General features: G+C 31.9%; 28 protein-coding genes. 11 read left to right on the top strand and 17 right to left on the bottom strand.

Annotated features, from left to right (window positions below; genetic code table 11):
* Position 1: 1 nt before the first annotated feature.
* The 6 genes from ACN0WI_RS10760 to ACN0WI_RS10735 all read right to left on the bottom strand — a co-directional run bounded on the left by ACN0WI_RS10760 (position 2) and on the right by ACN0WI_RS10735 (position 6,380).
* Complete coding sequence (locus ACN0WI_RS10760; protein WP_417886811.1) at positions 2 to 532, bottom strand: hypothetical protein; 531 nt, start codon at positions 530 to 532, stop codon at positions 2 to 4.
* A gap of 32 nt (positions 533 to 564) precedes the next feature.
* Positions 565 to 1,110, bottom strand: a complete 546-nt coding sequence (locus ACN0WI_RS10755) for an RNA polymerase sigma factor (protein WP_417886810.1) — start codon at positions 1,108 to 1,110, stop codon at positions 565 to 567.
* 128 nt (positions 1,111 to 1,238) lie between these two features.
* Positions 1,239 to 3,068, bottom strand: coding sequence for an ABC transporter ATP-binding protein (locus tag ACN0WI_RS10750; protein ID WP_417886809.1), 1,830 nt, complete (start codon positions 3,066 to 3,068; stop codon positions 1,239 to 1,241).
* A 12-nt stretch (positions 3,069 to 3,080) separates the two neighbouring features.
* Positions 3,081 to 4,811, bottom strand: coding sequence for a phospho-sugar mutase (locus ACN0WI_RS10745; protein WP_417886807.1), 1,731 nt, complete (start codon positions 4,809 to 4,811; stop codon positions 3,081 to 3,083).
* Positions 4,812 to 4,879: 68 nt separating this feature from the next.
* A complete protein-coding gene (locus ACN0WI_RS10740; protein WP_417886806.1) occupies positions 4,880 to 5,839 on the bottom strand; it encodes a glycosyltransferase family 2 protein in 960 nt (319 codons plus the stop codon).
* A 10-nt stretch (positions 5,840 to 5,849) separates the two neighbouring features.
* Positions 5,850 to 6,380, bottom strand: a complete 531-nt coding sequence (locus ACN0WI_RS10735) for a DUF4199 domain-containing protein (protein WP_417886805.1) — start codon at positions 6,378 to 6,380, stop codon at positions 5,850 to 5,852.
* Positions 6,381 to 6,532: 152 nt separating this feature from the next.
* On the opposite strand from ACN0WI_RS10735, the gene ACN0WI_RS10730 reads away from it, so the two are divergent.
* Together ACN0WI_RS10730 and ACN0WI_RS10725 are read left to right on the top strand one after the other, a co-directional pair.
* Positions 6,533 to 6,790, top strand: coding sequence for a type B 50S ribosomal protein L31 (locus ACN0WI_RS10730; protein ID WP_417886804.1), 258 nt, complete (start codon positions 6,533 to 6,535; stop codon positions 6,788 to 6,790).
* Between the two features lie 171 nt (positions 6,791 to 6,961).
* Positions 6,962 to 8,134: a GlmU family protein gene (locus tag ACN0WI_RS10725; protein ID WP_417886803.1), complete on the top strand. Its 1,173-nt coding sequence runs from the start codon at positions 6,962 to 6,964 to the stop codon at positions 8,132 to 8,134.
* 235 nt (positions 8,135 to 8,369) lie between these two features.
* Here ACN0WI_RS10725 and ACN0WI_RS10720 read toward each other — a convergent pair whose 3' ends face one another.
* Genes ACN0WI_RS10720 through ACN0WI_RS10710 form a run of 3 tightly spaced genes read right to left on the bottom strand, consistent with a single transcriptional unit; the run spans position 8,370 to position 9,697 of the window.
* A complete protein-coding gene (locus ACN0WI_RS10720) occupies positions 8,370 to 8,528 on the bottom strand; it encodes a hypothetical protein (RefSeq protein ID WP_417886802.1) in 159 nt (52 codons plus the stop codon).
* A 10-nt stretch (positions 8,529 to 8,538) separates the two neighbouring features.
* Positions 8,539 to 8,922, bottom strand: coding sequence for a DUF3037 domain-containing protein (locus ACN0WI_RS10715; protein WP_417886801.1), 384 nt, complete (start codon positions 8,920 to 8,922; stop codon positions 8,539 to 8,541).
* Entirely contained in the window at positions 8,900 to 9,697 is a 798-nt protein-coding gene (locus tag ACN0WI_RS10710; RefSeq protein WP_417886800.1) for a HipA family kinase, read from the bottom strand. The genes ACN0WI_RS10715 and ACN0WI_RS10710 overlap by 23 nt, the downstream gene beginning before the upstream one ends.
* A 198-nt stretch (positions 9,698 to 9,895) precedes the next feature.
* Here ACN0WI_RS10710 and mtaB point away from each other — a divergent pair, with 198 nt between their 5' ends.
* Positions 9,896 to 11,227, top strand: a complete 1,332-nt coding sequence (gene mtaB / locus ACN0WI_RS10705; RefSeq protein ID WP_417886799.1) for a tRNA (N(6)-L-threonylcarbamoyladenosine(37)-C(2))-methylthiotransferase MtaB — start codon at positions 9,896 to 9,898, stop codon at positions 11,225 to 11,227.
* On the opposite strand, the gene ACN0WI_RS10700 is transcribed toward mtaB, so the two are convergent.
* Both ACN0WI_RS10700 and ACN0WI_RS10695 read right to left on the bottom strand, forming a co-directional pair.
* A complete protein-coding gene (locus ACN0WI_RS10700; RefSeq protein ID WP_417886798.1) occupies positions 11,224 to 11,529 on the bottom strand; it encodes an N-acetyltransferase in 306 nt (101 codons plus the stop codon). The two genes, mtaB and ACN0WI_RS10700, sit on opposite strands and share 4 nt — an antisense overlap.
* A gap of 14 nt (positions 11,530 to 11,543) precedes the next feature.
* Positions 11,544 to 12,257: a pirin family protein gene (locus ACN0WI_RS10695; RefSeq protein WP_417886797.1), complete on the bottom strand. Its 714-nt coding sequence runs from the start codon at positions 12,255 to 12,257 to the stop codon at positions 11,544 to 11,546.
* Positions 12,258 to 12,336: 79 nt separating this feature from the next.
* Between ACN0WI_RS10695 and ACN0WI_RS10690 the strand changes: the two genes are divergently transcribed.
* The 5 genes from ACN0WI_RS10690 (at position 12,337) to ACN0WI_RS10670 (ending at position 15,621) form a co-directional block, all read left to right on the top strand.
* A complete protein-coding gene (locus ACN0WI_RS10690; RefSeq protein WP_417886795.1) occupies positions 12,337 to 13,041 on the top strand; it encodes an alpha/beta hydrolase in 705 nt (234 codons plus the stop codon).
* Positions 13,042 to 13,048: 7 nt separating this feature from the next.
* Positions 13,049 to 13,996 carry a lytic transglycosylase domain-containing protein gene (locus tag ACN0WI_RS10685; protein WP_417886793.1) on the top strand — a complete coding sequence of 316 codons (948 nt, stop codon included), beginning with the start codon at positions 13,049 to 13,051 and terminating at the stop codon, positions 13,994 to 13,996.
* 175 nt (positions 13,997 to 14,171) lie between these two features.
* Positions 14,172 to 14,690 carry a ClbS/DfsB family four-helix bundle protein gene (locus tag ACN0WI_RS10680; RefSeq protein WP_417886792.1) on the top strand — a complete coding sequence of 173 codons (519 nt, stop codon included), beginning with the start codon at positions 14,172 to 14,174 and terminating at the stop codon, positions 14,688 to 14,690.
* A gap of 105 nt (positions 14,691 to 14,795) precedes the next feature.
* Positions 14,796 to 15,383 carry a M28 family peptidase gene (locus ACN0WI_RS10675; RefSeq protein ID WP_417886790.1) on the top strand — a complete coding sequence of 196 codons (588 nt, stop codon included), beginning with the start codon at positions 14,796 to 14,798 and terminating at the stop codon, positions 15,381 to 15,383.
* Entirely contained in the window at positions 15,367 to 15,621 is a 255-nt protein-coding gene (locus ACN0WI_RS10670) for a M28 family peptidase (RefSeq protein ID WP_417886789.1), read from the top strand. The genes ACN0WI_RS10675 and ACN0WI_RS10670 overlap by 17 nt, the downstream gene beginning before the upstream one ends.
* Before the next feature lie 80 nt (positions 15,622 to 15,701).
* Here ACN0WI_RS10670 and ACN0WI_RS10665 read toward each other — a convergent pair whose 3' ends face one another.
* Together ACN0WI_RS10665 and ACN0WI_RS10660 are read right to left on the bottom strand one after the other, a co-directional pair.
* Positions 15,702 to 16,430: a TlpA family protein disulfide reductase gene (locus tag ACN0WI_RS10665; RefSeq protein ID WP_417886788.1), complete on the bottom strand. Its 729-nt coding sequence runs from the start codon at positions 16,428 to 16,430 to the stop codon at positions 15,702 to 15,704.
* A 117-nt stretch (positions 16,431 to 16,547) separates the two neighbouring features.
* The gene (locus tag ACN0WI_RS10660) at positions 16,548 to 17,063 is read right to left on the bottom strand and encodes a DUF2892 domain-containing protein (RefSeq protein WP_417886787.1); all 516 of its coding nucleotides are present in this window, start codon (positions 17,061 to 17,063) and stop codon (positions 16,548 to 16,550) included.
* 143 nt (positions 17,064 to 17,206) lie between these two features.
* On the opposite strand from ACN0WI_RS10660, the gene rpmH reads away from it, so the two are divergent.
* From rpmH to ACN0WI_RS10645, 3 genes are all read left to right on the top strand, one after another.
* Complete coding sequence (gene rpmH, locus ACN0WI_RS10655; protein WP_075327124.1) at positions 17,207 to 17,365, top strand: 50S ribosomal protein L34; 159 nt, start codon at positions 17,207 to 17,209, stop codon at positions 17,363 to 17,365.
* A gap of 105 nt (positions 17,366 to 17,470) precedes the next feature.
* On the top strand, positions 17,471 to 20,323 hold the full coding sequence (carB, locus tag ACN0WI_RS10650) for a carbamoyl-phosphate synthase large subunit (protein ID WP_417886786.1): 2,853 nt from the start codon (positions 17,471 to 17,473) through the stop codon (positions 20,321 to 20,323).
* A 177-nt stretch (positions 20,324 to 20,500) separates the two neighbouring features.
* On the top strand, positions 20,501 to 20,902 hold the full coding sequence (locus ACN0WI_RS10645) for a DUF423 domain-containing protein (RefSeq protein ID WP_417886785.1): 402 nt from the start codon (positions 20,501 to 20,503) through the stop codon (positions 20,900 to 20,902).
* Between the two features lie 5 nt (positions 20,903 to 20,907).
* Here ACN0WI_RS10645 and ACN0WI_RS10640 read toward each other — a convergent pair whose 3' ends face one another.
* The 4 genes from ACN0WI_RS10640 to rmuC form a co-directional block, all read right to left on the bottom strand.
* Positions 20,908 to 21,372, bottom strand: coding sequence for a hypothetical protein (locus ACN0WI_RS10640; RefSeq protein ID WP_417886784.1), 465 nt, complete (start codon positions 21,370 to 21,372; stop codon positions 20,908 to 20,910).
* A 391-nt stretch (positions 21,373 to 21,763) separates the two neighbouring features.
* Positions 21,764 to 22,315 carry an acyl-CoA thioesterase gene (locus tag ACN0WI_RS10635; protein WP_417886783.1) on the bottom strand — a complete coding sequence of 184 codons (552 nt, stop codon included), beginning with the start codon at positions 22,313 to 22,315 and terminating at the stop codon, positions 21,764 to 21,766.
* A complete protein-coding gene (locus ACN0WI_RS10630; protein ID WP_417886782.1) occupies positions 22,312 to 22,680 on the bottom strand; it encodes a 6-phosphogluconate dehydrogenase in 369 nt (122 codons plus the stop codon). The genes ACN0WI_RS10635 and ACN0WI_RS10630 overlap by 4 nt, the downstream gene beginning before the upstream one ends.
* A complete protein-coding gene (gene rmuC, locus ACN0WI_RS10625) occupies positions 22,677 to 24,086 on the bottom strand; it encodes a DNA recombination protein RmuC (protein WP_417886781.1) in 1,410 nt (469 codons plus the stop codon). Before rmuC ends, ACN0WI_RS10630 begins: the two co-directional genes overlap by 4 nt.
* Positions 24,087 to 24,110: the final 24 nt, after the last annotated feature.

Raw genomic sequence — 24,110 nt, 5'->3', positions numbered from 1 at the left:
ATTATTCTAAAATATATGTAGCATATTCTACATTTTGATCTAAATAATCTACAACTGCATCGGGATTCATATTATTAAAACTAGACTCTTCTACTAAATATGCATCTTTAGATAAGGTAGAAAAATCTGTTTTTGAAAGATCAATAAATCCTTTTTCTATATACTGTTCCATGGCGGAAAGTTCAACATCGTCCCAACTAGTAGGATCTTGTTTTTTGAAAGGATTAATTGTAATTATTATAAGCGCGATTGCTGCCACTGCCATAGCAGCATACCATTTCTTTCTATTGAAATTAGGTCGAATAACTTTTGAAGACTTCTTAGTGATATTTTCTGCTAAAAGTTTTGTTTCTAACTCATCAAAATAACTTTTAGGAACTTTAAATCCAGATTCTTTAGGTATTTTTTGAAGAGACTCATTTTTAGTAGAAGTAAATAAAGTATCAACTAGATTCTCTTCGAGCTTATCGAAGTAATCAGTAGGAGTTTTAAATCCTGAATTTGAATGATATGGAATCTTCTTGTTCTTCATTTATAGTTAAGACACCTAAAAAGTGAAAAGGTTTAATTTGATTTTAAAAATTCTTCAATTTTTTTTGCTGCAATATGGTAGGAAGCTTTTAAAGCTCCTTCACTAGTCCCTAAAATAGTTGCTATTTCTCGATATTTCAAATCTTGAAAATATTTCATGTTGAAAACTTGTTGCTGTTTTGCGGGTAAACTAGCAATAGCTTTCTGTAATTTTAATTGAATTTCTTTTCCTTCAAAGTACGGGTCTCCTTCTAAGTTGTTAATAATTGAATCTTGAAGTTCAGCTGAATTAAGTTGTAAATGTTTGGCTTTTTTATTGAGAAAAGTAATCGATTCATTAGTGGCAATTCGGTACATCCAAGAATATAATTTACTATCTCCTTTAAACTGATCGATATTTCGATATACTTTTATAAAAGTATTCTGTAAAACATCATCGGTATCTTCGTGAATTTTTACCATATTCCGAATATGCCAATATAAGCGTTCTTTATATAAAGCAATAAGTTCACGAAACGCTTCTTGCGCCGTGTCTTCTTGTTTCAGCCTTTTAAGTAAAAGATTTTCGGTTTTTTTCAAGGAAGTATTTTTACGATCCCTGTATGGTGTCGGTTAAGCGTATAACTATAATAAAGTAAGTTTATTGTACAGAACTTAAAAAGCAGTTAAAATTTAATCAATTTTAGTTTGAGCTACTAATAGAAAACTTATCCAAAAGACTGCATTTCTACTAATTTTTTATAAGTACCATCTTTAACTAATAATTCTTGATGTTTTCCTTGCTCTACAATTTCTCCATGTTGCATTACAATTATATTATCGGCATTTTGGATTGTACTTAATCGGTGAGCAATTACTATAGAGGTTCGGTTACGCATCATGTTTTCTAAAGCTTCTTGTACTAATTTTTCGCTTTGCGTATCTAGTGCAGAAGTAGCTTCATCTAAAATCATAATAGGTGGATTTTTAAGTACCGCTCTTGCAATCGATAATCGTTGTTTTTGTCCGCCACTTAATTTATTACCGCTATCACCAATATTAGTATCTAAACCTTTTGGCATATGGGCAATAAATTCCCACGCATTAGCTATTTTTAGCGCTTCCATTATTTCTTCTTCGCTAGCATTTTCTTTTCCAAGCGCAATGTTATTACGGATAGTATCATTAAATAATATGGAATCTTGTGTAACCAGTCCCATTAAATTTCGTAGCGAATGTTTAGAAATTTCTCGAATATCGGTACCGTCAATTTTAATAGCTCCTTCATTTATATCGTAAAAGCGTGTAATTAAATTGGCAATGGTAGATTTACCACTACCAGATTGACCTACTAGTGCAATTGTTTGTCCTTTTGGAACTTTCATATTGAAATTTTTCAGGACTAACTCTTTTTCGTAACTAAAACTGATGTTTTCTACTTCAATTTCCTGATCAAAACTTTCTTTTTTAATAGCATCTGGTTTATCTTTTAAATTGGTTTCGGTTTCTATAATTTCCAAAATACGCTCGGCGCTGGCATTTCCTTTTTGAACACTATAGGTTGCTTTTGAAATTGCTTTTGCAGGAGTAAGTATATTATAGGTTAACACTAGAAAACCAATAAAAGTGGAAGGTTCCATCGTTTTATCGATTAATACCATATTACCGCCAAACCAAAGGACTACGGTAATTACCAGAACTCCTAAAAATTCACTAAGTGGCGAAGCTAGATTTTGGCGATGTAATAAAGAGTTTAAAATTTTATTTAAGCGGTTGGTGCTTTGCTGAAATTTTCCTCTAAAGTTTCCTTCTGCATTAAAGCCTTTTATAATTTTTAAACTTGAAAGTGTTTCTTCAACAATCGATAGAAAATGAGCATTTTCTTGTTGTGCACTCGTTGATTTTGCTTTTAATTTTTTACCAATAGAAGATATTAATAAGCCTGAAATAGGAAGAAAAATTAATACAAAAACCGTTAATTTTACACTAATAATAAGCATCCCAATTAGGGTGAAAATTAAAGTTAGTGGCTCTTTAATAAACATTTCTAACATGCTTAAAAAAGATGATTGAATTTCCTGAACATCACTAGTTATTCTAGAAATAATATCTCCTTTTCGTTTTTCAGAAAAAAAAGAAATAGGTAACTCTATAATTTTATTATAAATTTTATCCCGAATATCCCGTAACATTCCGTTACGTAGCGATGCAATAAAGTACATAGCTAAATAATTGAACAAGTTTTTAATAAAAAACAAGACAACTATCACAATACAAATAGAAATAAGGGCAGAAATCTGCCCATATTCCTCTATACGTTGATTTAAAAAAAAGTTAGCATAATTTTGCGCGAAATCTTTAAAGTGAGTTATTTGCCCATCCCAAATTGGTTTGTTTGTAATAGGGTCACTTTCTCCGAAAAGCACATTTAGCATAGGTATAAATGCCAAAAATGATAATGTGCTAAATAGCGCGTAAAAAATATTACTAATAATATTCAGTATTGCATATTTCTTATAGGGTTTTGCAAACTGAAGTACTTTTTTTAAATAACTCATATGTATATTATACTAGCCTAGCTGTAATTCAGATTTAATTCGGCTAATTTTATCTTTTAATTCTTGGTTTTTTTCTTCGAAATTACCAGTATTTTCTAAAGTAGTATTTACGCTAAAATAGAACTTTATTTTAGGTTCTGTACCACTAGGGCGAGCGGCAATTTTAGTTCCGTTTTCGGTATAATAAATTAATACGTTAGATTTAGGAATATCGATTGTAGATTCGGTATGGTCTAGCATGTTTTTAGCTACTGAAGATTGATAATCTTCAACTAAAACTACTTTTTCACCATCGATTGTTTCCCATGGTTTTTCTCGAAGATCAATAAGCATTTGTTTAATTTCTTGCTCACCTTGAATTCCTTTTTTAACTAAAGAAATAAGTTCTTCTTTAAAAAGACCATATTTTTCGTACAATGCTAATAATTGTTGGTAGAAAGAACTGCCTTTATCTTTTAAAAATGCTGAAATTTCACAAGCCAAGAGGGTAGAGGTTACTGCATCTTTATCGCGAACAAAATCGCCTACCATATACCCGAAACTTTCTTCTCCGCCACCAATAAAGTTAAGTTCTGGAAAATCTTTAATAAGTTTCGCAATCCATTTAAAGCCTGTGAGTACTTCTTTATATTCTACGTCGTAATCTTCTGCAATTATTTTAAACATTGGAGTAGAAACAATGGTAGAAGCCATAAATTCTTTATCCCCAATTTTATTAGCTTCTTTCCATTTTTCTAACAAGAACCAAGACATTACAACCATGGTTTGGTTTCCATTCAAAAGTTCTAATTTCCCAGCATTGTTACGTACTGCAATTCCTAATCGGTCACAATCAGGGTCGGTTCCAATAACAATGTCAGCTCCTTTTTCTTCAGCAAGCGTTAGTGCTTTTTTCAAGGCTTCCGGCTCTTCTGGATTTGGAGATTTTACTGTTGGAAAATTTCCGTCTGGTACAGCTTGATCTTCTACAATTGTAACGTTGTTGAAACCTGCTTTTTCTAACACAGAAGGCACCATAGTAATAGATGTCCCGTGTAGTGAGGTGAAAACAATACCTAAATTAGATTTTGCTTCTGAAGAAGTATCAAAGCTCCCATTTTCTACTGATGCATCAATAAAAGCTTGATCTACTTTATCGTTTATTTTGTGAATAAGCTCTTCATTAGTTTCAAAGTTAATAGCATCATATTGCAAGCTATTTATTTCTTCAATTAAATTTTTATCTTGAGGTGGCACTAATTGTCCACCATCTTGCCAATATACTTTATATCCGTTATATTCTGGTGGATTGTGGCTTGCCGTTAATACAATACCACAGTGACAATCTAAATATTTAACCGCAAAAGAAAGTTCTGGAGTAGGGCGTAAGTCCGAAAATAAAAATACTTCTACTTCATTTGCTGAAAATACATCGGCTACCACTTTAGCTAACTCTTTACTATTATTTCTACAATCGTAAGCTATTGCTACTTTTAATTTTTCTTCAGGAAATTCTTTTTTTAGATATTGAGATAGGCCTTGGGTATTTTTTCCTAAGGTATATTTATTTATACGGTTGGTACCAACCCCCATAATACCACGCATTCCACCTGTGCCGAAAGCCGCATTTTTATAAAAGCTGTCTTCTAGCTCAGTAGGATTATTATCGATAAGATTTTTGATTTCTTTTTTTGTTTCTTCATCAAAAGAATCGGAAAGCCAAGCTTGGGCTTTTTCTAAAATTTCTGGTTTGATATCAGACATATAATTTGGTTTTAGTATAGTTGTACAGCTTAATTTGATTTCAAAAATAATATTTTATTACAGGACACTTAGCAATTTTCGGTAGTTTTATGAATTAGATAACGTTCTTTGTCTCGCCGACTTCTTAATATTAGTTCCCCAAGGAAACCGGCAAGGAAAAGCTGTGTCCCAATAATCATTACAGTAAGAGCAATATAAAACCACGGATTTAATGCAACTAAAACATTAGGCTCGTGATGGTACATTTTATATAATTTCGAAAACCCGACGTATCCTGCGGTAAAAAAACCAATGCTAAACATTAAAACTCCCAATGCGCCAAAAAAATGCATCGGTCTACGGCCAAATTTCGATAAAAACCAAATACTAATTAGGTCTAAAAAGCCATTTATAAATCGTTCGGCTCCGAATTTTGTTTTACCATAACGTCTGGCTTGGTGTTTTACTTCTTTTTCTGCAATTTTCGAAAAACCGGCATTTTTGGCTAAAACTGGGATGTATCGGTGCATCTCACCATATACATCGATATTTTTTATAACCTCTTTTTTATAAGCTTTTAATCCGCAGTTAAAATCGTGTAATTTAACACCAGAGGTTTTGCGTGCAGCGGCATTAAAAAGTTTCGAAGGAAGGTTTTTGGCTAAAACAGAGTCATATCGTTTCTTTTTCCAACCTGAAATTAATTGGTAGCCGTCGGTATGTATAAGCTCGTATAACTCCGGTATTTCTTCTGGATTATCTTGTAAATCGGCATCCATTGTAATTACGACGTCTCCTTGTGCTTTTAAAAAACCGGCATGTAATGCTTGAGATTTGCCATAATTTCTATTAAATTTTATACCTTTTACTGCATTATCCTGTTTAGATAGTGAATCGATGATATGCCAAGAACCATCAGTGCTACCATCGTCAATAAAAATGATTTCATAGGAAAATGAATTGGATCGCATAACCTTTGCGATCCAATTATATAATTCTGTTAGCGATTGTTCTTCGTTAAGAAGAGGGATAACTATCGATAGTTGCATTTATTTTTATTTAACCTTGTTGGTTATTACTTTTTTGTATTAAACCAATTATCAAAGAAGCTATAAGGCCCATAAATAATGTTGTTATTAACGAGGATGTTGCAATAAAGAACGGATTCATCATAAAACTTGTAGATTTTATAGACTGGTTAATTTGTTGTTCCGACATTTGACCCATATTAATCATAGCAGCTCGTTGTTGTTCTTTCATTAACTCTATAAATTCAGGGTATATATAGGTGTAATGGAAATAACTATATATGCCAATTAAAAGAGCAGCGATAACAGCTACGCTCATTCCGGCTTTTAATGCAAGAGATAAACTTAAAACATTATTGTTTTGTTTTTTAAAAGAACGTATAGCAAACCAATAAATACCTATGGGAACAGCTATATTTAAAAAACTTATTATATAGTTTATCGGGCTGTCCGTTTTTAAATTCAATATATAAACGAGAACAAGCGTTAAAATTCCAAAAATGGCATAACCAAGTCCGAAAGGATAGGCTACTGATTTTACTGAAGTATTTTTTTCTATCATTTTTCAGGTAAGTTTTTAATGTTACTTACTAATAGGTTAGCAAAGATAGTAAAACGTTACAGAGAATGAATTAAAAAAATATTTTGTAAAGTATTGTTTATTTTTAAATGATTTATGTATATTTGCAGCCTGAAAATTAAAAGATTAAAGCGATGAAGCAGGGAATCCATCCGGAAAATTATAGATTGGTAGCATTTAAAGATATGTCTAACGAAGATGTATTCATTACAAAATCTACCGCGAAGACAAGAGAAACTATTGAAGTTGAAGGTACTGAATATCCATTAATTAAATTGGAAATTTCTAGAACTTCTCATCCTTACTATACAGGACAAACTAAACTTATAGATAGTACAGGACGTATTGATAAGTTTAAAAATAAATACGCTAAATTTAAAAAGAATAGTTAATTTCTTTTTATCTAATTATATCTTTAAAGGCTGCAATTTGCAGCCTTTTTTAGTTTATAGCATATATGTAATTATCACGGATAAAAAATTATCTCTTTATAACTTATTTAAGGTTTTTATTCTTTCTATTTCTGAAGAAACTCTCGTAATTTTACAAAAAATTGTGCGGAAATGAATTATATTTTATTTGATGGCGCTACCAGAGCGCAACTATTACCTTTTACATACACCCGTCCGGTTGCTGATATCCGATTTGGAATATTAACAATGCGAGAACGTTGGGAATACTTATTAGGTTATACTACTTCTACTATAACTGAAGATTATTTGGCTAATAAATGGCCTATGGTAGAAATGGAAGAAAACATCATGATTAATGCAGCTTATTTTCCGACGGAGGAATTGCTTATACAAATTCAGAATTTAAAAAAATCGGAAGCAATTTTCGATAATGATGATATTGTTGCTTTCTTTTCAGAAGAAGACGCAGAAGTGAATTTTGAGAAGTATTCGCAAATAGAAATAAAAGGAGAAGTTATAAAACTTGAAAATAGTTGGGATATTTTTGCTAAAAATGATAAAGCGATCAGTTGCGATTTTCAATTAGTAACCCAAGACAAAGAATCGGAGCCTATTCCATCTTCCAATTATGTAAAAAATGCAGAGAACATTTTTATAGAAGAAGGAGCTTCAGTAGAAAATTGTTCTTTAAATGCTAGTAATGGTCCAATTTATATTGGTAAAAATGCTTTAGTAATGGAAGGCAGTTTGCTACGTGGTCCAATTGCTATTGGAGAGGAAGCTATAATTAAAATGGGTGCTAAAATTTACGGAGCTACTACAATAGGTCCGGGTTCTAGAGCTGGTGGTGAAATTAATAATTCGGTATTATTTCAGAATTCAAATAAAGGGCACGAAGGTTATTTAGGAAATTCGGTTTTAGGAGAATGGTGTAATATTGGAGCAGATTCTAATAACTCGAATCTTAAAAATAATTATGCTGAAGTAAAATTATGGAGTTACCAATCAGAACGATTTGAAAATACTGGATTACAATTTTGTGGGTTATTGATGGGGGACCATAGTAAATGTGGAATTAACACGATGTTTAATACAGGAACCGTTGTAGGCGTAAGCTGTAATATTTACGGAACCGGTTTTCCACGTAATTTTATTCCTAGTTTTAGTTGGGGCGGAAGTGCAGGAATGAAAATTTACCAAACATCAAAAGCATTTGAAGTGGCTGAGCTCGTTTTAAAGCGCAGAGAAGAAGAGTTTACAGAAGAGGATAAAGAAATACTAACGCATGTTTTTGAAGAAACTTCAAAGTTTAGACGTTATTAAACGTTAAATATTAGAAGTGAGAATATATAATTTTGGAATCAATTTTTATGTTTTAGTTATTAGCAGGCAAGCTTTTACTAAAACATAAAATACCAAAAAACACCTATCAAAATAAGCATAAAAACGGCGGTTATCAATATAGCTTTTCGCCGTTTTTTATTGTTTTCAGCTTTAATTCTTTCCCCTAGCTTTTTTAGTTCAGCCTTTGGTAGTTTTTTATCATCTACAAAATATCCTATAGCTTTTTTAGTTCAGCCTTTGGTAGTTTTTTATCATCTACAAAATATCCTAATCCAGATCCTGTATATTTGGCATAACGTTTTAGCTGAGAGGATCGCTTTCTTTTATTATTTTTTAGGCTAATAATAGCACTTAAAGAACTTCCAAAACTCATATTCTTAAACTTATAGGACCATTTCTTCGAATAAACAATTTATGGTCTGGTTTAAATCTGCACTAAATCCAGGATGCGTTTTTGAAGTTTGAATTATAGAACTTCTAGTTGCTGTTAGCCATCTAAAACGGGATGCAATATCCATTTTAGCAATTGGACCTGCATTACTTTCACCTAAACTTATTCGTTTAAAAGAATTTAAATTTTTTTCAATTTCTTTAATATCACAATCTGGGCATAATATTTTTACTTTATCAGTATCTAAAAAGTACCGCATCTCTATAAATTTAGCATTTTTAGAATAAATAATTATGCCTGTGTTAATAAATTCTTCACGTTCAACTTTGGGTACAAGTCTTACTACGGCGTATTCATATAAGTGCTTTTCTTGCATCTTGCGCTTGTTTTGTAAAGATTTCAGAATGAGTTAATCGTATGCTTAAAAAATCCAAATAAATTTCTCTAATTTCTTCTGGAGATTCGTTGGTTCCTTCCCATAAAAGCCATTTCTCAGGTATTAAGTTTACAATGTTTTGTAATACTTCAGAAGTTATTATTTTATTGAATTTTTTATCAGCCTCTTCTAAATATTTAGCTTGTGGTAATAGTACATGATCTTTAATAAAACTAAAAGGTGTTTTAGCAGTTTTCTCCCAATTTGTCCAGGAATGATGAAAATAAAGCGAAGCGCCATGGTCTATAAGCCAAAGTTCTTTATGCCAACTTAACATATTCGTATTTCTAAATGTGCGGTCAATGTTAGTTAAATAAGCATCAAGCCAAACAATTTCTGAAGCAGTTTTCGGATCTATTTCTGTAACTGCTGGATCGTAATTTATAGCACCGGATAGAAAGTGAAGTCCTAAATTTAAGCCTTGACTTCCTTTTAATAAATCCTGAATTTCTTCATCTCCTTCGGTTCTACCAAAAGCTTCATCTAGGTTTGCAAATACTATTTCGGGAACTTTAAAACCTAAAAAACGTGCAATTTCACCACCAATTAAATCGGCAATTAAAGCTTTGCTTCCGTGTCCGGCTCCTCTAAATTTTATAACATACTTAAAGCCATCATCTGCATCGGCAAGAGCAGGTAACGAGCCGCCTTCACGCAGTGGTGTAATGTAACGGGTAACATTTACCGTTCTTAATTCTATAGATTTAGCGCACATAGCGTAAATTTTTTAGCAAATATAATTTTTTAAAGAAGTTGTTTTGTCTTGTTATAAAGCGATTTATAAAAATTTTTGTAATTAATTGATTTGTATTGAACTGAGAGCCAATTTCTATTTTAGTAAACCGAATTTAGATAGTATATTTGCACCCCAAAATCAGGTGAAGCTTAATTTTCGCCACAAAGAGCAGGAATAATGACGGATAAGAAAGTTGCTTTTTACACTTTAGGTTGCAAACTTAATTTTTCAGAAACTTCAACAATAGCAAGATCTTTTGAAAATGAAGGTTTTGATAAAGTAGAATTTAATGACTACGCAGATATTTATGTGATTAATACGTGTTCGGTAACCGAAAATGCCGATAAGCGTTTTAAAACTATAGTAAAGCAAGCTCAAAAAAATAATGAAGATGCTTTTATTGTTGGTGTAGGTTGTTATGCGCAATTAAAACCTGAAGAATTAGCAGCGGTAGATGGAGTTGATCTAGTGTTGGGTGCTACTGAAAAATTTAAAATTACCGATTATCTGAACGATCTCTCTAAAAATGATTTTGGACAAGTACATAGTTGCGAGATAGAAGAAGCTGATTTTTATGTGGGTTCATACTCAATAGGCGATCGTACACGGGCTTTTTTAAAGGTACAAGATGGCTGCGATTATAAATGTACGTATTGTACCATTCCGTTAGCTCGTGGTATTTCTAGAAGTGATAAGTTAGAAAATGTATTAAAAAATGCCGCTGAAATTTCGGAAAAAGGAATTAAAGAAATAGTGCTTACCGGTGTAAATATTGGTGACTATGGAAAAGGTGAGTTTGGTAATAAAAAGCACGAACACACTTTTCTAGATTTGGTAAAAGCTTTAGATGAAGTAGAAGGAATTGAGCGTTTACGTATTTCCTCTATAGAACCTAATTTGTTGAAAAATGAAACTATCGATTTTGTAGCTGGTAGTAATACGTTTGTTCCGCATTTCCATATTCCGCTACAAAGCGGTAGTAACGATATGTTGAAACTGATGCGTCGACGGTATTTACGAGAATTGTATTCCGATCGTGTTACGCAAATTCGGGAAGTAATGCCTAATGCTTGTATCGGAGTAGATGTAATTGTTGGTTTCCCAGGAGAAACTGATGAGCATTTTCTAGAAACGTATAAATTTTTGGCAGATTTAGATATTTCTTATTTACATGTGTTTACGTATTCCGAAAGAGATAATACTCCTGCTGCAGAAATGGATGGAGTAGTGCCACTAAAAATTAGAAAGAAAAGAAGCAAAATGCTTCGTGGGCTTTCTGCAAAAAAAAGGCGTGCATTTTACGAGAGTCAATTACAAAGTGTTCATACTGTTTTATTTGAAGGGGAGAACAAACAAGGGTATATTCATGGTTTTACAGAAAACTATGTAAAAGTAAAAGCTCCGTGGAATCCGGAGCTTGTTAATACATTACATCAAGTAAATTTAACGTCTATTGATGAAGATGGTCTAGTACGTTTCGATTTTGTAAAACAACCAATCTTAGCTTAAATATTTATGCCTACCGGTAATAAATCTTTGTATTTGCGGCGGTTTCTTCGCATAAATTTTATTACTTCTTGGCTAGTAGGCATAACACGTACGTTCTTATTTTCTTTTATATACTCTAAAATAGCGGTAATAAATTTATCGGTATTTTCTTGATTGTCAATTTCTTGCGGTATATTTAGTTTGCTTAAGAAAATTTTACGCTCTTGCTCTGTATACTCTAAAACAATTAGTTTTTCTTGAATTGTTGCTTCAAATTGTCTTAGAAATTCATTGTCGGTAATTTCAAAATCATCATTTTCCATGAGTTTATTATAATTTAATTCATCGGAACTTCTATAACCAGTAATTTACTGTTTGTGTTGAAGTCGATTTTCACCTCTTTGGTATCCCAACAACCTATTGCATCTCTTTTGTGTAAAAGCTGCCCATCTACAGTGATTTCTCCTTCAATTAGAAATAGATAAATGCCGTTGTTATTTTCATTTAAAAGGTACGAATAATTTATTCCTTTTTCAAAATTACCCATAGAAAGAAAAGCATTTTGATTAATAAATAATGAATCTTCTTTTTGTTTGTCTTTAGGAGTAACCAAAGGCACTAGTTTATTGGGTTCTAGAAGATCTTTGAAATTTTTCTGGTCGTATCTTGGTTTCGTATTTTCTTCAGCAGTAAAAATCCATATTTGTAATAAATTTAAAGTTTCGGAGCCCGGATTCCATTCGCTGTGTTCTACGCCCGCACCTGCACTCATAACTTGTACTTCTCCTGATTTAATTTCGGATGAATTTCCCATGCTGTCCTTATGTTGTATGGTTCCTGCTAGTGGAATACTAATAATTTCCATGTTTTTATGCGGATGGGTAGGAAATCCTTTTCCCGGTGCTACTAAATCATCATTTAAAACTCGTAAAAGCCCAAAATTCATTTTTTCAGGATTAAAATAATTGGCAAAACTGAATGAATAATGTGCATTTAACCAACCAAAATTAGCACTTCCTCTTTTGCTAGCTTTATGAAATATAGTTTCCATCTTTCTTTTTTCTTTTATATTAATTTTATTTTTGAAGGTAAATTTACAATTATTTAAAGGGGAATGAATCTGTACTAACATGAGTGATAGTAGCCAAAGTATTGTACACGTGTATTTTATGCCAGGAATGGCAGCAAATCCAACTATTTTTGAGTTTATTAAGCTGCCGAAAGATCAATTTGAAATACATTGGCTTCGATGGTTAATACCTAAAGAAAACGAAAATATAACCCAATATTCACAGCGAATGAATACATTTATTAAACACGATAATGTGGTATTAATAGGTGTTTCGTTTGGTGGTGTTTTGGTGCAAGAGATGAGTAAATTTTTGAGTGTAAAACGCGTAATTATAATTTCTAGTGTTAAATGTAGAGCAGAGTTACCTCGAAAAATGAAATTTGCTAGTAAAACAGGAATTTATAAAATATTACCAGTCGGTTTGCTCGATTATATTGATTATTTAGAAAAAATTGCGATAAATGATTATTTAAAAAAAAGGGCAAAATTATATCGGCAATATTTATCGGTTCGAGATAAGCGCTATCTAACTTGGGCCATCCAAAATATGGTAAATTGGGATTGTGAAACACAAGATCCGGATTTAATTCATATTCATGGAGATAGCGATGAAATTTTTCCAATAAAAAATATCAAAAATGCTATTATTGTAAAAGGTGGTACACATGTTATGATATTGAATCGATTTAGGTGGTTTAATACCCATTTACCGCAACTTATTTTAAACGGAAAATTAGCAGAAAAAGAAAATAATTTAGAATAAAAAAAGCATGAAATTTATAAAATTTGGATTACTAATTATTGGAGCGGTGACGCTTTATTTTAGTTTAATTGAAGCTGCTCAAAAACCGCAACTTTCAAAAAAAGATACACAGGTTTATCAGCAAACTTTTAAAAAGAATGTAGCTGAAAACTATACTATAAAGGCATTGAGCATTCCAGAAGAAATTGATTTTGCAGGAGAACAAGTGCCGTTGCAAGAACCCGATATTCGCGAACGCTTAGACCGAGAATTATTAGTAAATACATATTGGCAATCAAATGCTTTATTATTATTGAAACGTGCCCATAAATATTTCCCGATAATAGAACCTATTTTAGAGCAAGAAGGTGTTCCAAGCGATTTTAAATACCTAGCCGTAATTGAAAGTGGCCTAACACAAGCCGTAAGTCCGGCCCAAGCAGTAGGGTTTTGGCAGTTATTAAGAGGGACCGGTAGAGAATTAGGTTTAGAGATTAACGGAAATGTAGACGAGCGTTATAATATTGAGAAAGCCACCCGTGCTGCCTGCGAATATTTAAAAGATTCTAAACGAAAATTTGGAAGTTGGACATTGGCTGCAGCAGCTTATAATGCGGGTAGAGCCGGAATTGCTCGCCAACAAGAACGCCAAAAAGTATTTGATTACTATGATTTATTATTGGGGGAAGAAACCGGTCGTTATATGTTTCGAATTTTAGCTTTAAAAGAGATTATGAAACATCCACATGAGTATGGATTTCAGTTTGAAGAATCCGATCTGTACCAACATATTCCGGTACGTCACGTAGTAGTAGATACAGCGGTAAATGATTTTCCAGATTTTGCTAAAAAATTCAATATTAATTATAAGATTTTAAAAATTCATAATCCGTGGTTACGAGAAGATCATTTAAATAATAGTTCCAGAAAAAAATATAGTATACAAATACCCGAAGAGGGATATTATAATCGTTAGTAGGCTTTGTCCTAATAGTGTACCTAATAAATAAAATAAATAAGTAGTATCAATTGCTTTTAACTACAATGTAATCGAGGTTCAATGTTTTTAGCCAATTTATAACTTTAGTGTAAGCTTATATAATTTTACGTTTAATAACTCATACTTTTAAAAAGTTAGTAACTAAATTTAAATGCCTGTACCTACCAATAAAACGGAATTGATTTTAGCCATAAAAGATTCGTATGCTAAACTTAGAAACGAGTTAACCACAATACCTCTTGAATTAATTAATGAAAAACAACTCGACGGTCATGTAAAGGGAACGCTTATGAGTGTATCCGACTTAGTTGCTTATCTTTTGGGATGGGGAGAACTTGTTTTAAAATGGGATGAAAAAATCAACAAAAAAGAACCTTTTAGTTTTCCGGAAACAGGTTATAAATGGAACGAATTGGGAAAGCTCGCTCAAAAATTTTATTTCGATTATCCAGCTATCGACTACTCGAAACGTTTAGATCGTTTGGATGAAACAGTGGAATCGATACTACAATTACTTTATAATACTAGTAATGAGGAATTATATCATAAAGCATGGTATGGTAAATGGAGGAAAGGGAAAATGATTCAGCTAAATACTTATTCTCCTTATAAGAATGCAAGAACTCGCGTTCGAAAATGGAAAAAAATGAAAGCTTTTAATAAGTTTTAAATCAATATTTTAAATGAATATATTCCGGTTTTATTTTGTGTTTTTTTTCTAATTATAGGAAACCTTAAAGGTTGGTCTCAACAAGAAGAAATTACTCAACAAGAATTGACAGCTCATATCCAGTTTCTTGCTAGTGATTCATTAAAAGGTCGCTATCCCGGAACTTCAGAAAATAAAATGGTAGTTAATTATTTAGAAAGTGAATTTCAGAAGAATAATATTACTCCCCAGTTACAGGAATTTAATGCGGTTTTAAAGCGTGATAGCTCAACCGTAAAAACTTGGAATATAATTGGATTTATTGAAGGAAACGATCCCAGATTAAAAGATGAAATCATTGTTTTAGGAGCGCATTATGATCATTTAGGTGTAAAAGATGGCCAGATTTATAACGATGCCGATGATAATGCGAGTGGTACTGCAGCCTTACTTGAAATAGCAGAAAGGGTAAGCGTAAATCGAAAATCTTTAAAAAGAAGTGTACTTTTTATTGCTTTTGGCGCAGAGGAGCAAGGTTTGCTTGGAAGTTCTTATTTTGTAAATCACCCAAGTTTTTCTCTAAAACATATTAAATTAATGATTAACATGGATATGGTTGGGCATTTAAATGAGCAACAGCAGCTTTATATGGGGGGGTGCCGGAACCTTTCCCGGAGGGTTAGCGTTAATGCGGCGCTTGGGAAAACCAAATAATTTAAATCCTGTGGTGCATGCCGGTTCTATTGCAGGATCAGATCATGTATCATTTTATAAAAAAGGGATTTCGGTTTTAGGACTTCATACCGGAGGGCATTCTAATTATCATAAACCAACTGATGTTATAGATCATTTAAATCTAGAAGGAGAGGTAAAGGTATGTAATTATATTTATGATGCTTTAATGAATATTGCTTCAGGAGATACTGCTTTAAAATTTATTAAGCAAGATTAATCTTTTTATAAATTAACTTTATAAAACTAATTAGATATTTTCTGCTTTATAAATAGAAATATAGATGAACTCAGATGCCTTTAATGAATATTAGCTAAAGATTCTATACCTTGAAATGGTTGCTTTAGTAAATATTCTTGAATATCATTTTCAATCAAATTAATATTAGCTTCTAAAGCTTCTGCAGAGGATATTGAAAAATCTGCTGCGGGGTATTTGCTAATCCGTTTAACCACTTTTTCTCTATTCAATAAAAAACAGGTTTTAATACCGAAAGAATGTTTTAATTGTTTTATTTCAAAAGCAGATTGATTTTTAGACTCATCAATATATACCACCTTAACAAGTTTATTAAATGGTTTTGCTTGTTTTCTAGCTATTTTTTTAGAATCCCAAAAAAGTACAACAATCTGCAGATCTTCGCCGTATTTATCAGCTATTTTATTTATAGCTGGTATTGCTTGTTTTCCCGGTATACACCAAGAGGCATACGTAATTAGATAAATAGGCTTTTCGATGTTGTTTAACCTAATCGTTTTTCCCCTTAGCGTGGAAAATTTAAAATCATCAAAATAAGTACCTGATAGTTGGTGGGTTACTAGAGAATCGAATAGTTTTTCTGCCTTTTTATATTCTTTGTTTTGGTATGCATAATTCGCCTTTCGGTTATAATCTGGCAAATAAGATTTTAATGCATAAGAAAAAGAAATACTGTCTTTAGTTGAAGATTGTGAATAAGCAGGAGATGCCAATTTCGATAAAAAGAAGCTCAAAATAAATATCGCTATCGGAAACGAAGATTGACGCATAATGACAAAGAAAATAGTTGAGTTGGTTATTATAAATATAACCTAAAATAACTACTTTCTTTGCGGAAATCGATTAAAAGACAAAATAATCGTTGAGGTAATTAAAAGATTTTTCGATTAAATCTTTTTCATCTGTTGCTTCATCATTCTTATTTGGTCAGTAAGCATATCATGCTTATCTAATTTTTTAGCTTCAGCTAATAAATTAGTAGCTTCTCGTTTACGACGTTTAGTCATTGCAATACCTGCAAGATTTAGTTTAGCCATAGCAAGATCATGATCCATAGATAAACCAAGTTTAATAGCTTTTTTAAAGAATTTTTCGGCTTTAGTAATATTAGTTTGAGAAACCATTAAACCATGCAAATACCAATAATAGCCTTGTTGTTTACTAGTTAATGCAGCTTCAGGGTTTTTAATTTTGTCTAACCATTTTTTAGCTCCAGGGAAATCTTGTTTACGTAAACGTAAAAAGGCAAGTAGAATAATTTCATTCTTAAAATATAAAAATATAAAAACGCCAGCTAGAAGTAGCAGCATAATGCCATTTCCTATATTTGTTTCTATAAACTGCCATACAGCTGTAATTATTAATAATCCGGCTAAAACAAGTTTTATATTTTTATTGAACATGGGTTAAATTTTTTTCCGCCTGCAAAGGTAATAAAAACATTTAAAAATATTTTAATTTTGTGTTTGTAAGAGTTAAAAAGCTTTGTATATTTGCACGCAGTTTTAAAATAAAAGAATTTACAGAAGATTAAAGATATAAAAAGATGAAAAGAACGTTTCAACCTTCGAAAAGAAAGAGAAAAAATAAGCACGGATTTAGAGAGCGTATGGCTAGTGCAAACGGTAGAAAAGTACTTGCTAGAAGAAGAGCAAAAGGAAGAAAGAAAATATCTGTATCTTCTGAAAATAGACATAAACATTAATGATAATTATTGTTTTTAAATAAAAAAAAAGGTGTTACTTTTTCAGTAACGCCTTTTTTTATACCCAATAGGTTCTTACATTTATACTATACAATATCACTAAAAATGCCGAAAAACAAAACTCTAAAAAGTATTTTGATTATAGGTTCTGGTCCAATTGTAATAGGCCAGGCTTGTGAATTTGATTATTCAGGAACACAGTCTTTACGATCGTTACGAGAAGACGGGATAGAAACTATTCTTATTAATTCTAACCCGGCAACTATCATGACAGATCCTTCAATGGCAGATCATGTGTACCTTAAACCGCTTACTACAAAATCTATTATCGAGATTCTTGAAGCTCATCCAAATATAGATGCTGTGCTACCAACTATGGGAGGGCAAACTGCATTAAATTTATGTATTGAGGCTGATGATAAAGGAATCTGGAAGGATTTTGATGTAAAACTCATTGGTGTAGATATCGATGCAATCAACATTACTGAGGATAGAGAACAGTTTAAGCAACTAATGGGACGTATAGGTATTCCTGTAGCCCCTGCAAAAACGGTAACTTCTTATCTTCAAGGAAAAGAAGTAGCTCAAGAATTTGGATTTCCTCTAGTTATTAGAGCCTCTTTTACCCTAGGCGGAAGTGGAGCAGGTTTTGTTCATAAAGCAGAAGAGTTTGATGAAATGCTTACTCGTGGTTTAGAAGCTTCTCCAATACATGAAGTTTTAATCGATAAAGCATTACTTGGTTGGAAAGAATATGAACTAGAGCTTCTTCGTGATAAGAATGATAACGTAGTTATTATCTGTACGATAGAAAATATGGATCCTATGGGAATCCATACCGGAGATTCTATTACTGTAGCTCCAGCAATGACACTTAGTGATACGGCTTTCCAGCGAATGCGAGATCTTGCCATTAAAATGATGCGTAGTATCGGTGATTTTGCTGGAGGTTGTAATGTACAGTTTGCGGTAAGTCCAGACGAAAAAGAAGAAATTTATGCGATTGAAATTAACCCTCGTGTTTCTAGATCTTCAGCATTAGCCTCAAAAGCGACCGGGTATCCAATTGCCAAAATCGCTACAAAATTAGCTTTAGGTTATACTTTGGATGAGCTAGATAACCAAATTACACAGTCTACTTCAGCATTATTTGAGCCATCTTTAGATTATGTTATCGTTAAAATCCCTCGTTGGAATTTCGATAAATTTGAAGGTTCAGATAGGACTTTAGGATTGCAAATGAAAGCAGTAGGGGAAGTAATGGGTATTGGCAGATCTTTCCAAGAAGCTTTACATAAAGCAACTCAATCTCTTGAAATTAAGCGAAATGGTCTTGGTGCAGATGGTAAAGGTTCTACAAAGTACGATGAGATTATCGAAAAACTTACCCATGCAAGTTGGGATCGTGTTTTTGTAATTTATGATGCAATTCAGGCTGGTATTCCATTAAGTCGCATTCATGAGATTACCAAAATCGATATGTGGTTCCTTAAGCAATACGAAGAGCTATATATTTTAGAGAAAGAAATTTCGAAATACGATATAAACTCACTCCCAAAAGATATAATGCTAGAAGCAAAACAAAAAGGTTTTGCAGATCGGCAAATTGCTTATATGATACAATGCTTGGAAAGCGAAGTACATAATAAGCGAAAAGAGATGAATATTAACCGAGTTTATAAGCTGGTTGATACGTGTGCTGCTGAATTCAAAGCAGAAACACCATATTATTACTCTACTTTTGAAGCTGAAATTGAAAAACTTAATGGAGAAATATATACTTCTAATGAGAGTATTGTAACCGATAGGAAGAAAGTAGTAGTATTAGGTTCCGGACCAAATAGAATTGGGCAAGGAATCGAATTTGATTATAGTTGTGTACACGGAGTGCTTGCTGCTTCAGAATGTGGTTACGAAACCATTATGATTAACTGTAATCCAGAAACAGTTTCTACCGATTTTGATGTTGCCGATAAGCTTTATTTTGAACCTGTATTCTGGGAACATATTTACGACATCATCCAGCATGAAAAACCAGAAGGTGTTATTGTTCAGTTAGGTGGGCAAACAGCTCTAAAGTTGGCAGAGAAATTAGAACGCTACGGAATTAAAATTCTAGGAACTAGTTATGAAGCACTAGATCTTGCTGAAGATCGTGGTAGTTTCTCTACATTACTTCAAAATAACAATATTCCTTATCCGGAATTTGGAACAGCAGAAAATGCAGATGAAGCCTTAGAGTTGGCCGATCAATTAGATTTTCCAATTTTAGTTCGTCCTTCTTACGTTCTTGGTGGACAGGGAATGAAAATTGTAATTAATAAACAAGAATTAGAAGAAACCGTAGTAGATCTTCTTCGGAAAATTCCAAACAACAAATTGCTTTTAGATCATTATCTTGATGGAGCAATCGAGGCTGAAGCTGATGCAATTTGCGATGGGGAAGATGTATATATTATTGGTATAATGGAGCATATTGAGCCTTGTGGAATCCATTCAGGAGACTCTAATGCTTTGTTGCCTCCATTTACATTAGGAGACCTAGTAATGGAACAAATAAGAGATCACACTCGGAAAATTGCTTTAGCACTTAATACAGTAGGTTTAATTAATATTCAATTTGCTATTAAAGATGATAAAGTATACATTATAGAAGCTAATCCAAGAGCATCTAGAACGGTTCCGTTTATAGCTAAAGCTTATGGAGAGCCTTATGTAAACTACGCGACTAAAGTGATGTTGGGTGATAAGAAGATTAAAGATTTTAATTTTAACCCTAAATTAGACGGATACGCTATTAAACAACCAGTTTTTTCTTTCGAGAAGTTCCATAATGTAAATAAACAATTGGGACCTGAGATGAAGAGTACTGGAGAGAGTATCTTATTTATTAAAGACCTTAAAGATGATAATTTTTATGATCTTTATACTAGAAGAAAAATGTATTTAAGCAAATAATTTAGCTTAATAGATAATTAAAAAATCCTCTGTGTTTTTAAGTTTTCGCTTAAAATTTACAGAGGATTTTTTCTATTCTGATTTTATCAGAATAAAAAACTAAGAGAATTATATACCTTTACGCTTAATTACAGTATTAATAGTTTTATAAAACTATTTAAGATCAATTTTATAGAAATGAAAGAACTTTTTTTAATAGTAGGAGGGATTTATGGAGGTTTGTCAGTTATTTTTGGAGCTTTTGGTGCACACGCCTTAAAAAAGAGGTTATCTGAAGATCAGCAAAAAAGTTTTGAAACCGGAGTACGTTACCAAATGTACCATGCACTTATTTTAATAATTGCGGCTATTGCTTTTCCGTTTAGAGAACTTTCTCAGCAAATTACCGGTTGGTGTTTTATAATAGGCGTTTTGTTCTTCTCTTTTAGTATTTATGGATTAGTTTTGAGCGATTCTATCGGTAAAAAGATGAAATTTTTAGGACCTATAACACCACTTGGTGGACTAATACTTATTATTGGTTGGGTTTTATTTACAATAAATATAGCTGAAATAGCAGTATATTTAAATCCTTCTTAATTAAATTAATAAACACCGCAGCTAGTTCTACTTAATGGAAAACCCTTTTTCAAAGTAAAATTTTCGCTATTTTTGGTAGGATATACTTCAATTAGCTGATCTTCTTTTTTTAAGAAAATTATAGGTCGATTAGTTTCTTTGTCTTTGTTAGAGTAAACGTATTCCGCAAAAATAGTGTCGCCTTTAATTTCTCCAGAAATTTGGCCACGATTTACAGCTTTTTCTTTCAGCATATAAACTAAGCTACCAGAAACTGATTTGTTTATTATTTCAAGATTTAAACTAATTGTATCGGTTACTGAAGCATATAAATAGCATTCTTTTGTAGGAATGCTTTGTTTTTCTGTAGCTTTATAAAGCTCTTCAGGTTGTTCAGTTTTTACCGGAGCAATCTGTTTTTTTTCTTCTTGTTTTTTGCATCCTGTTATAACTAATAGTATACAGCAATTTATAAATACAGCAATTTTCATAATAAAAACTTGGTTAAGTTTATAGCCTTTGTTGTGATTTAAAGAATAATTATTAGGATAATTTTCAGCAAAATAAACAATTAAAATTAATTCTGAAGTATTAAAAATTACATTCAGAAAAAGTTTTAAACTAATACTACATGAATTTTCAAAGCTTTTTTAGAATGATTTCTGAGGTTTGAGAAGGTTATCTTTTCTAAGTTGTGAAAACCTCAAAATAAAGCTAAAATAAAAGCGTTTAAAAGAACAAAAACAACAAAACAATATAAGTTGGGTCTAGTGCATATTTATAATTTAAAATGCCTAATTTTAGCTTGTGTGGTTAAAATTTTCTTATTTCAAGAAATAACCGCTATAGCTTGTTTATAAAAGAATAGCTGTAAAAGTGAATTTACAGATCTAACTTCACTTTATAATCGTCTAAAAGATGAATGTAATTTTCTGAAGCAAAATCGGTTTCATGAAATTCTTTATCCCTAGTGCTTTTCATTTCGCGTCTTTTGATGCTTTTTGTAAATCGGCGTATATCATGATCGTTATTCAAAATAAGTCCCGGGACATTTACCGATTTTCCGTTCTCATCTTTGGCAACCATAGTAAAATAGGATGAATTACAATGCTTTTTTTCTCCTGTCTGAATATTTTCAGCTTCAACCCGGATACCTATTACCATTGAGCTTTTTCCAACATAATTAATAGAAGCTTTCATGGTTACTAACTCACCAATTTCAATAGGAGCTAAAAAGTCTACGGTGTCTACACTAGCTGTTACGCAATAGGCACGTGAATGTTTAGAAGCACAAGCAAAAGCTATTTGATCTAGTAAAGATAAAATATAACCACCATGTATTTTTCCATTAAAATTTGAATGGGAGGGAAGCATTAATTCTGAAATTACTACTTGAGAATCTTCTACGTGTTTAAATTGTAATTTTTCTGTCATTGTGTTCTAAAATGGGGGGATTTTGTTTTTTCTACTTCGGTTATAAAATATTTAGAGTCGCCCCAAAAAAAGAAAGTTGTAAAACGTTCTATATAGTGGAGTTTTACGTATTTACCTTCATTTTCTTGAAGTAATTTTATAACATCATCATCTTTTTTTAATACTGAAAATTGGAAAATTTGGGCACCACTAATACCTTGGCTTATTTCTCCTTCCCAGGTTTTATAAATAACTCCTTTTTTACTGAATTTTATTAGCTCGCCGGTACGTGTTCCTTCGCTATAGGTTGCAAAATAGGCAAATACATAATACAATAAAAAAAGCAAAAAAATGCCACCTAAAATGTAGAATAATACTTTTTTCATAACTGTTTATTTTCTGTATTAGTAATGTGTTGTTCCGATTTTTTAAGAAGTCGAGAATCTATTGTTTTACTTGCCTTGGCACCTAATTTTTTTAATTTTTCAACTTTATTTATCAAATTTCCTTTTCCAGTTAATTTTTTCATTGTTCCCTCATAGGAGTTTTGTACAGTGCCTAATTGCTTGCCGACTTTAATTAAATCTTCGGTAAGATTACTGAATTGATCGTACAATTTACCTGCTTGTACAGCAATTTCAACAGCATTTTCCTTTTGATGTTCATGCTGCCACATCGTTTCAATAGTTCGTAACACTGCTAACAAGGTAGTAGGCGTAACTAAAATAATGTTTTTATCGAAAGCATCTCCATATAAATTAGGTTGTTCGTTAGAGGCTACTGCAAAAGCAGCTTCTATCGGTATAAAAAGCAACACAAAATCTGGGCTTTCCATTTGATAAATATCTTGATAATTTTTATCACTTAATTCTTTAATTCTACTTTTTATCGCAATTAAATGGTTTTTAAGATGAATAATTTTTTCTTTTTCTTCCGTTTCGTTTACATAACGCTCGTAGGCATTTAATGAAACTTTGGAGTCGACAATCATTTTTTTATTACCCGGCAAATTAATTATTACATCGGGGAGAACACGTTTACCTTGTTGATTGGTAAACGATTGTTGTACACTAAACTCTCGATCTTTTTGCAAGCCACTTTTTTCCAGAACTCGCTCTAAAATCATTTCGCCCCAATTCCCTTGCATCTTAGTATCTCCTTTTAGAGCTTTGGTTAATTGGTTAGCTTCTTTACTCATTTGTAAATTCAAATCTTTTAAACCATTAATTTGCTCTTTTAGCATTGCTGTTCGCCCAATGCTTTCTTTATGGCCGGCTTCAATTTTTTCTTCAAAATGTTGAATTTTTTGCTGAAGCGGGGAGAGGATATTTTGTATGTTTTCTTTGTTCTGATTTGTGAATTTTTCGGACTTCTGATCGAGTATTTTATTCGCCAGATTTTCGAACTGAATACTGAATTTTTCTTGTAGGTTTTCTAACTCTGCTTTTTGTTCTTTTTGTCGTTCAAGCAAATGCTTGTATTCGGAATTTTTCCTAGTAAGCTCAAGCTGATAAAAATCCTTTTCTTTTCGTAAAGAATCTTGAGTATTTTTTTCGTTTGCTAATTTTATTAGCAAATCTTCTTTTAGTTCTTTAATTTGTGATTCTTTATCTTTTAAATAGTTGTTATTTAGATTTTTTGAGTGATCTAATTCAAGTATTAGTTTATTGTTTTTTTCTTCTTGTAAATCAAATTTATGTTGAAATTTGAGCTTAGAAATGAGTTTTCCTAGAAGAAAACCAATTGTTAAAGCAATTATAAAAACTAAAAAAATAAGGAGGTATTGGTTCATTAAAAATGGTTATTTATGCCAAAT

It is taken from the genome of Zunongwangia sp., from assembly GCF_048269745.1.
Classification (GTDB): Bacteria; Bacteroidota; Bacteroidia; order Flavobacteriales; family Flavobacteriaceae; genus Zunongwangia.
Note: the sequence above shows the minus strand (reverse complement) of the source record. Positions and strands in the feature narration are given on the sequence as shown.

Excerpts from the sequence above, each read along its gene's own strand:
- ACN0WI_RS10760 (WP_417886811.1), bottom strand. The coding sequence starts at position 532 with ATGAAGAACAAGAAGATTCCATATCATTCAAATTCAGGATTTAAAACT.
- ACN0WI_RS10750 (WP_417886809.1), bottom strand. The coding sequence starts at position 3,068 with ATGAGTTATTTAAAAAAAGTACTTCAGTTTGCAAAACCCTATAAGAAA.
- ACN0WI_RS10745 (WP_417886807.1), bottom strand. The coding sequence starts at position 4,811 with ATGTCTGATATCAAACCAGAAATTTTAGAAAAAGCCCAAGCTTGGCTT.
- ACN0WI_RS10740 (WP_417886806.1), bottom strand. The coding sequence starts at position 5,839 with ATGCAACTATCGATAGTTATCCCTCTTCTTAACGAAGAACAATCGCTA.
- ACN0WI_RS10735 (WP_417886805.1), bottom strand. The coding sequence starts at position 6,380 with ATGATAGAAAAAAATACTTCAGTAAAATCAGTAGCCTATCCTTTCGGA.
- ACN0WI_RS10730 (WP_417886804.1), top strand. The coding sequence starts at position 6,533 with ATGAAGCAGGGAATCCATCCGGAAAATTATAGATTGGTAGCATTTAAA.
- ACN0WI_RS10725 (WP_417886803.1), top strand. The coding sequence starts at position 6,962 with ATGAATTATATTTTATTTGATGGCGCTACCAGAGCGCAACTATTACCT.
- ACN0WI_RS10720 (WP_417886802.1), bottom strand. The coding sequence starts at position 8,528 with ATGAGTTTTGGAAGTTCTTTAAGTGCTATTATTAGCCTAAAAAATAAT.
- ACN0WI_RS10715 (WP_417886801.1), bottom strand. The coding sequence starts at position 8,922 with ATGCAAGAAAAGCACTTATATGAATACGCCGTAGTAAGACTTGTACCC.
- ACN0WI_RS10710 (WP_417886800.1), bottom strand. The coding sequence starts at position 9,697 with ATGTGCGCTAAATCTATAGAATTAAGAACGGTAAATGTTACCCGTTAC.
- mtaB (WP_417886799.1), top strand. The coding sequence starts at position 9,896 with ATGACGGATAAGAAAGTTGCTTTTTACACTTTAGGTTGCAAACTTAAT.
- ACN0WI_RS10700 (WP_417886798.1), bottom strand. The coding sequence starts at position 11,529 with ATGGAAAATGATGATTTTGAAATTACCGACAATGAATTTCTAAGACAA.
- ACN0WI_RS10695 (WP_417886797.1), bottom strand. The coding sequence starts at position 12,257 with ATGGAAACTATATTTCATAAAGCTAGCAAAAGAGGAAGTGCTAATTTT.
- ACN0WI_RS10690 (WP_417886795.1), top strand. The coding sequence starts at position 12,337 with ATGAGTGATAGTAGCCAAAGTATTGTACACGTGTATTTTATGCCAGGA.
- ACN0WI_RS10685 (WP_417886793.1), top strand. The coding sequence starts at position 13,049 with ATGAAATTTATAAAATTTGGATTACTAATTATTGGAGCGGTGACGCTT.
- ACN0WI_RS10680 (WP_417886792.1), top strand. The coding sequence starts at position 14,172 with ATGCCTGTACCTACCAATAAAACGGAATTGATTTTAGCCATAAAAGAT.
- ACN0WI_RS10665 (WP_417886788.1), bottom strand. The coding sequence starts at position 16,430 with ATGCGTCAATCTTCGTTTCCGATAGCGATATTTATTTTGAGCTTCTTT.
- ACN0WI_RS10660 (WP_417886787.1), bottom strand. The coding sequence starts at position 17,063 with ATGTTCAATAAAAATATAAAACTTGTTTTAGCCGGATTATTAATAATT.
- rpmH (WP_075327124.1), top strand. The coding sequence starts at position 17,207 with ATGAAAAGAACGTTTCAACCTTCGAAAAGAAAGAGAAAAAATAAGCAC.
- carB (WP_417886786.1), top strand. The coding sequence starts at position 17,471 with ATGCCGAAAAACAAAACTCTAAAAAGTATTTTGATTATAGGTTCTGGT.
- ACN0WI_RS10645 (WP_417886785.1), top strand. The coding sequence starts at position 20,501 with ATGAAAGAACTTTTTTTAATAGTAGGAGGGATTTATGGAGGTTTGTCA.
- ACN0WI_RS10640 (WP_417886784.1), bottom strand. The coding sequence starts at position 21,372 with ATGAAAATTGCTGTATTTATAAATTGCTGTATACTATTAGTTATAACA.
- ACN0WI_RS10635 (WP_417886783.1), bottom strand. The coding sequence starts at position 22,315 with ATGACAGAAAAATTACAATTTAAACACGTAGAAGATTCTCAAGTAGTA.
- ACN0WI_RS10630 (WP_417886782.1), bottom strand. The coding sequence starts at position 22,680 with ATGAAAAAAGTATTATTCTACATTTTAGGTGGCATTTTTTTGCTTTTT.
- rmuC (WP_417886781.1), bottom strand. The coding sequence starts at position 24,086 with ATGAACCAATACCTCCTTATTTTTTTAGTTTTTATAATTGCTTTAACA.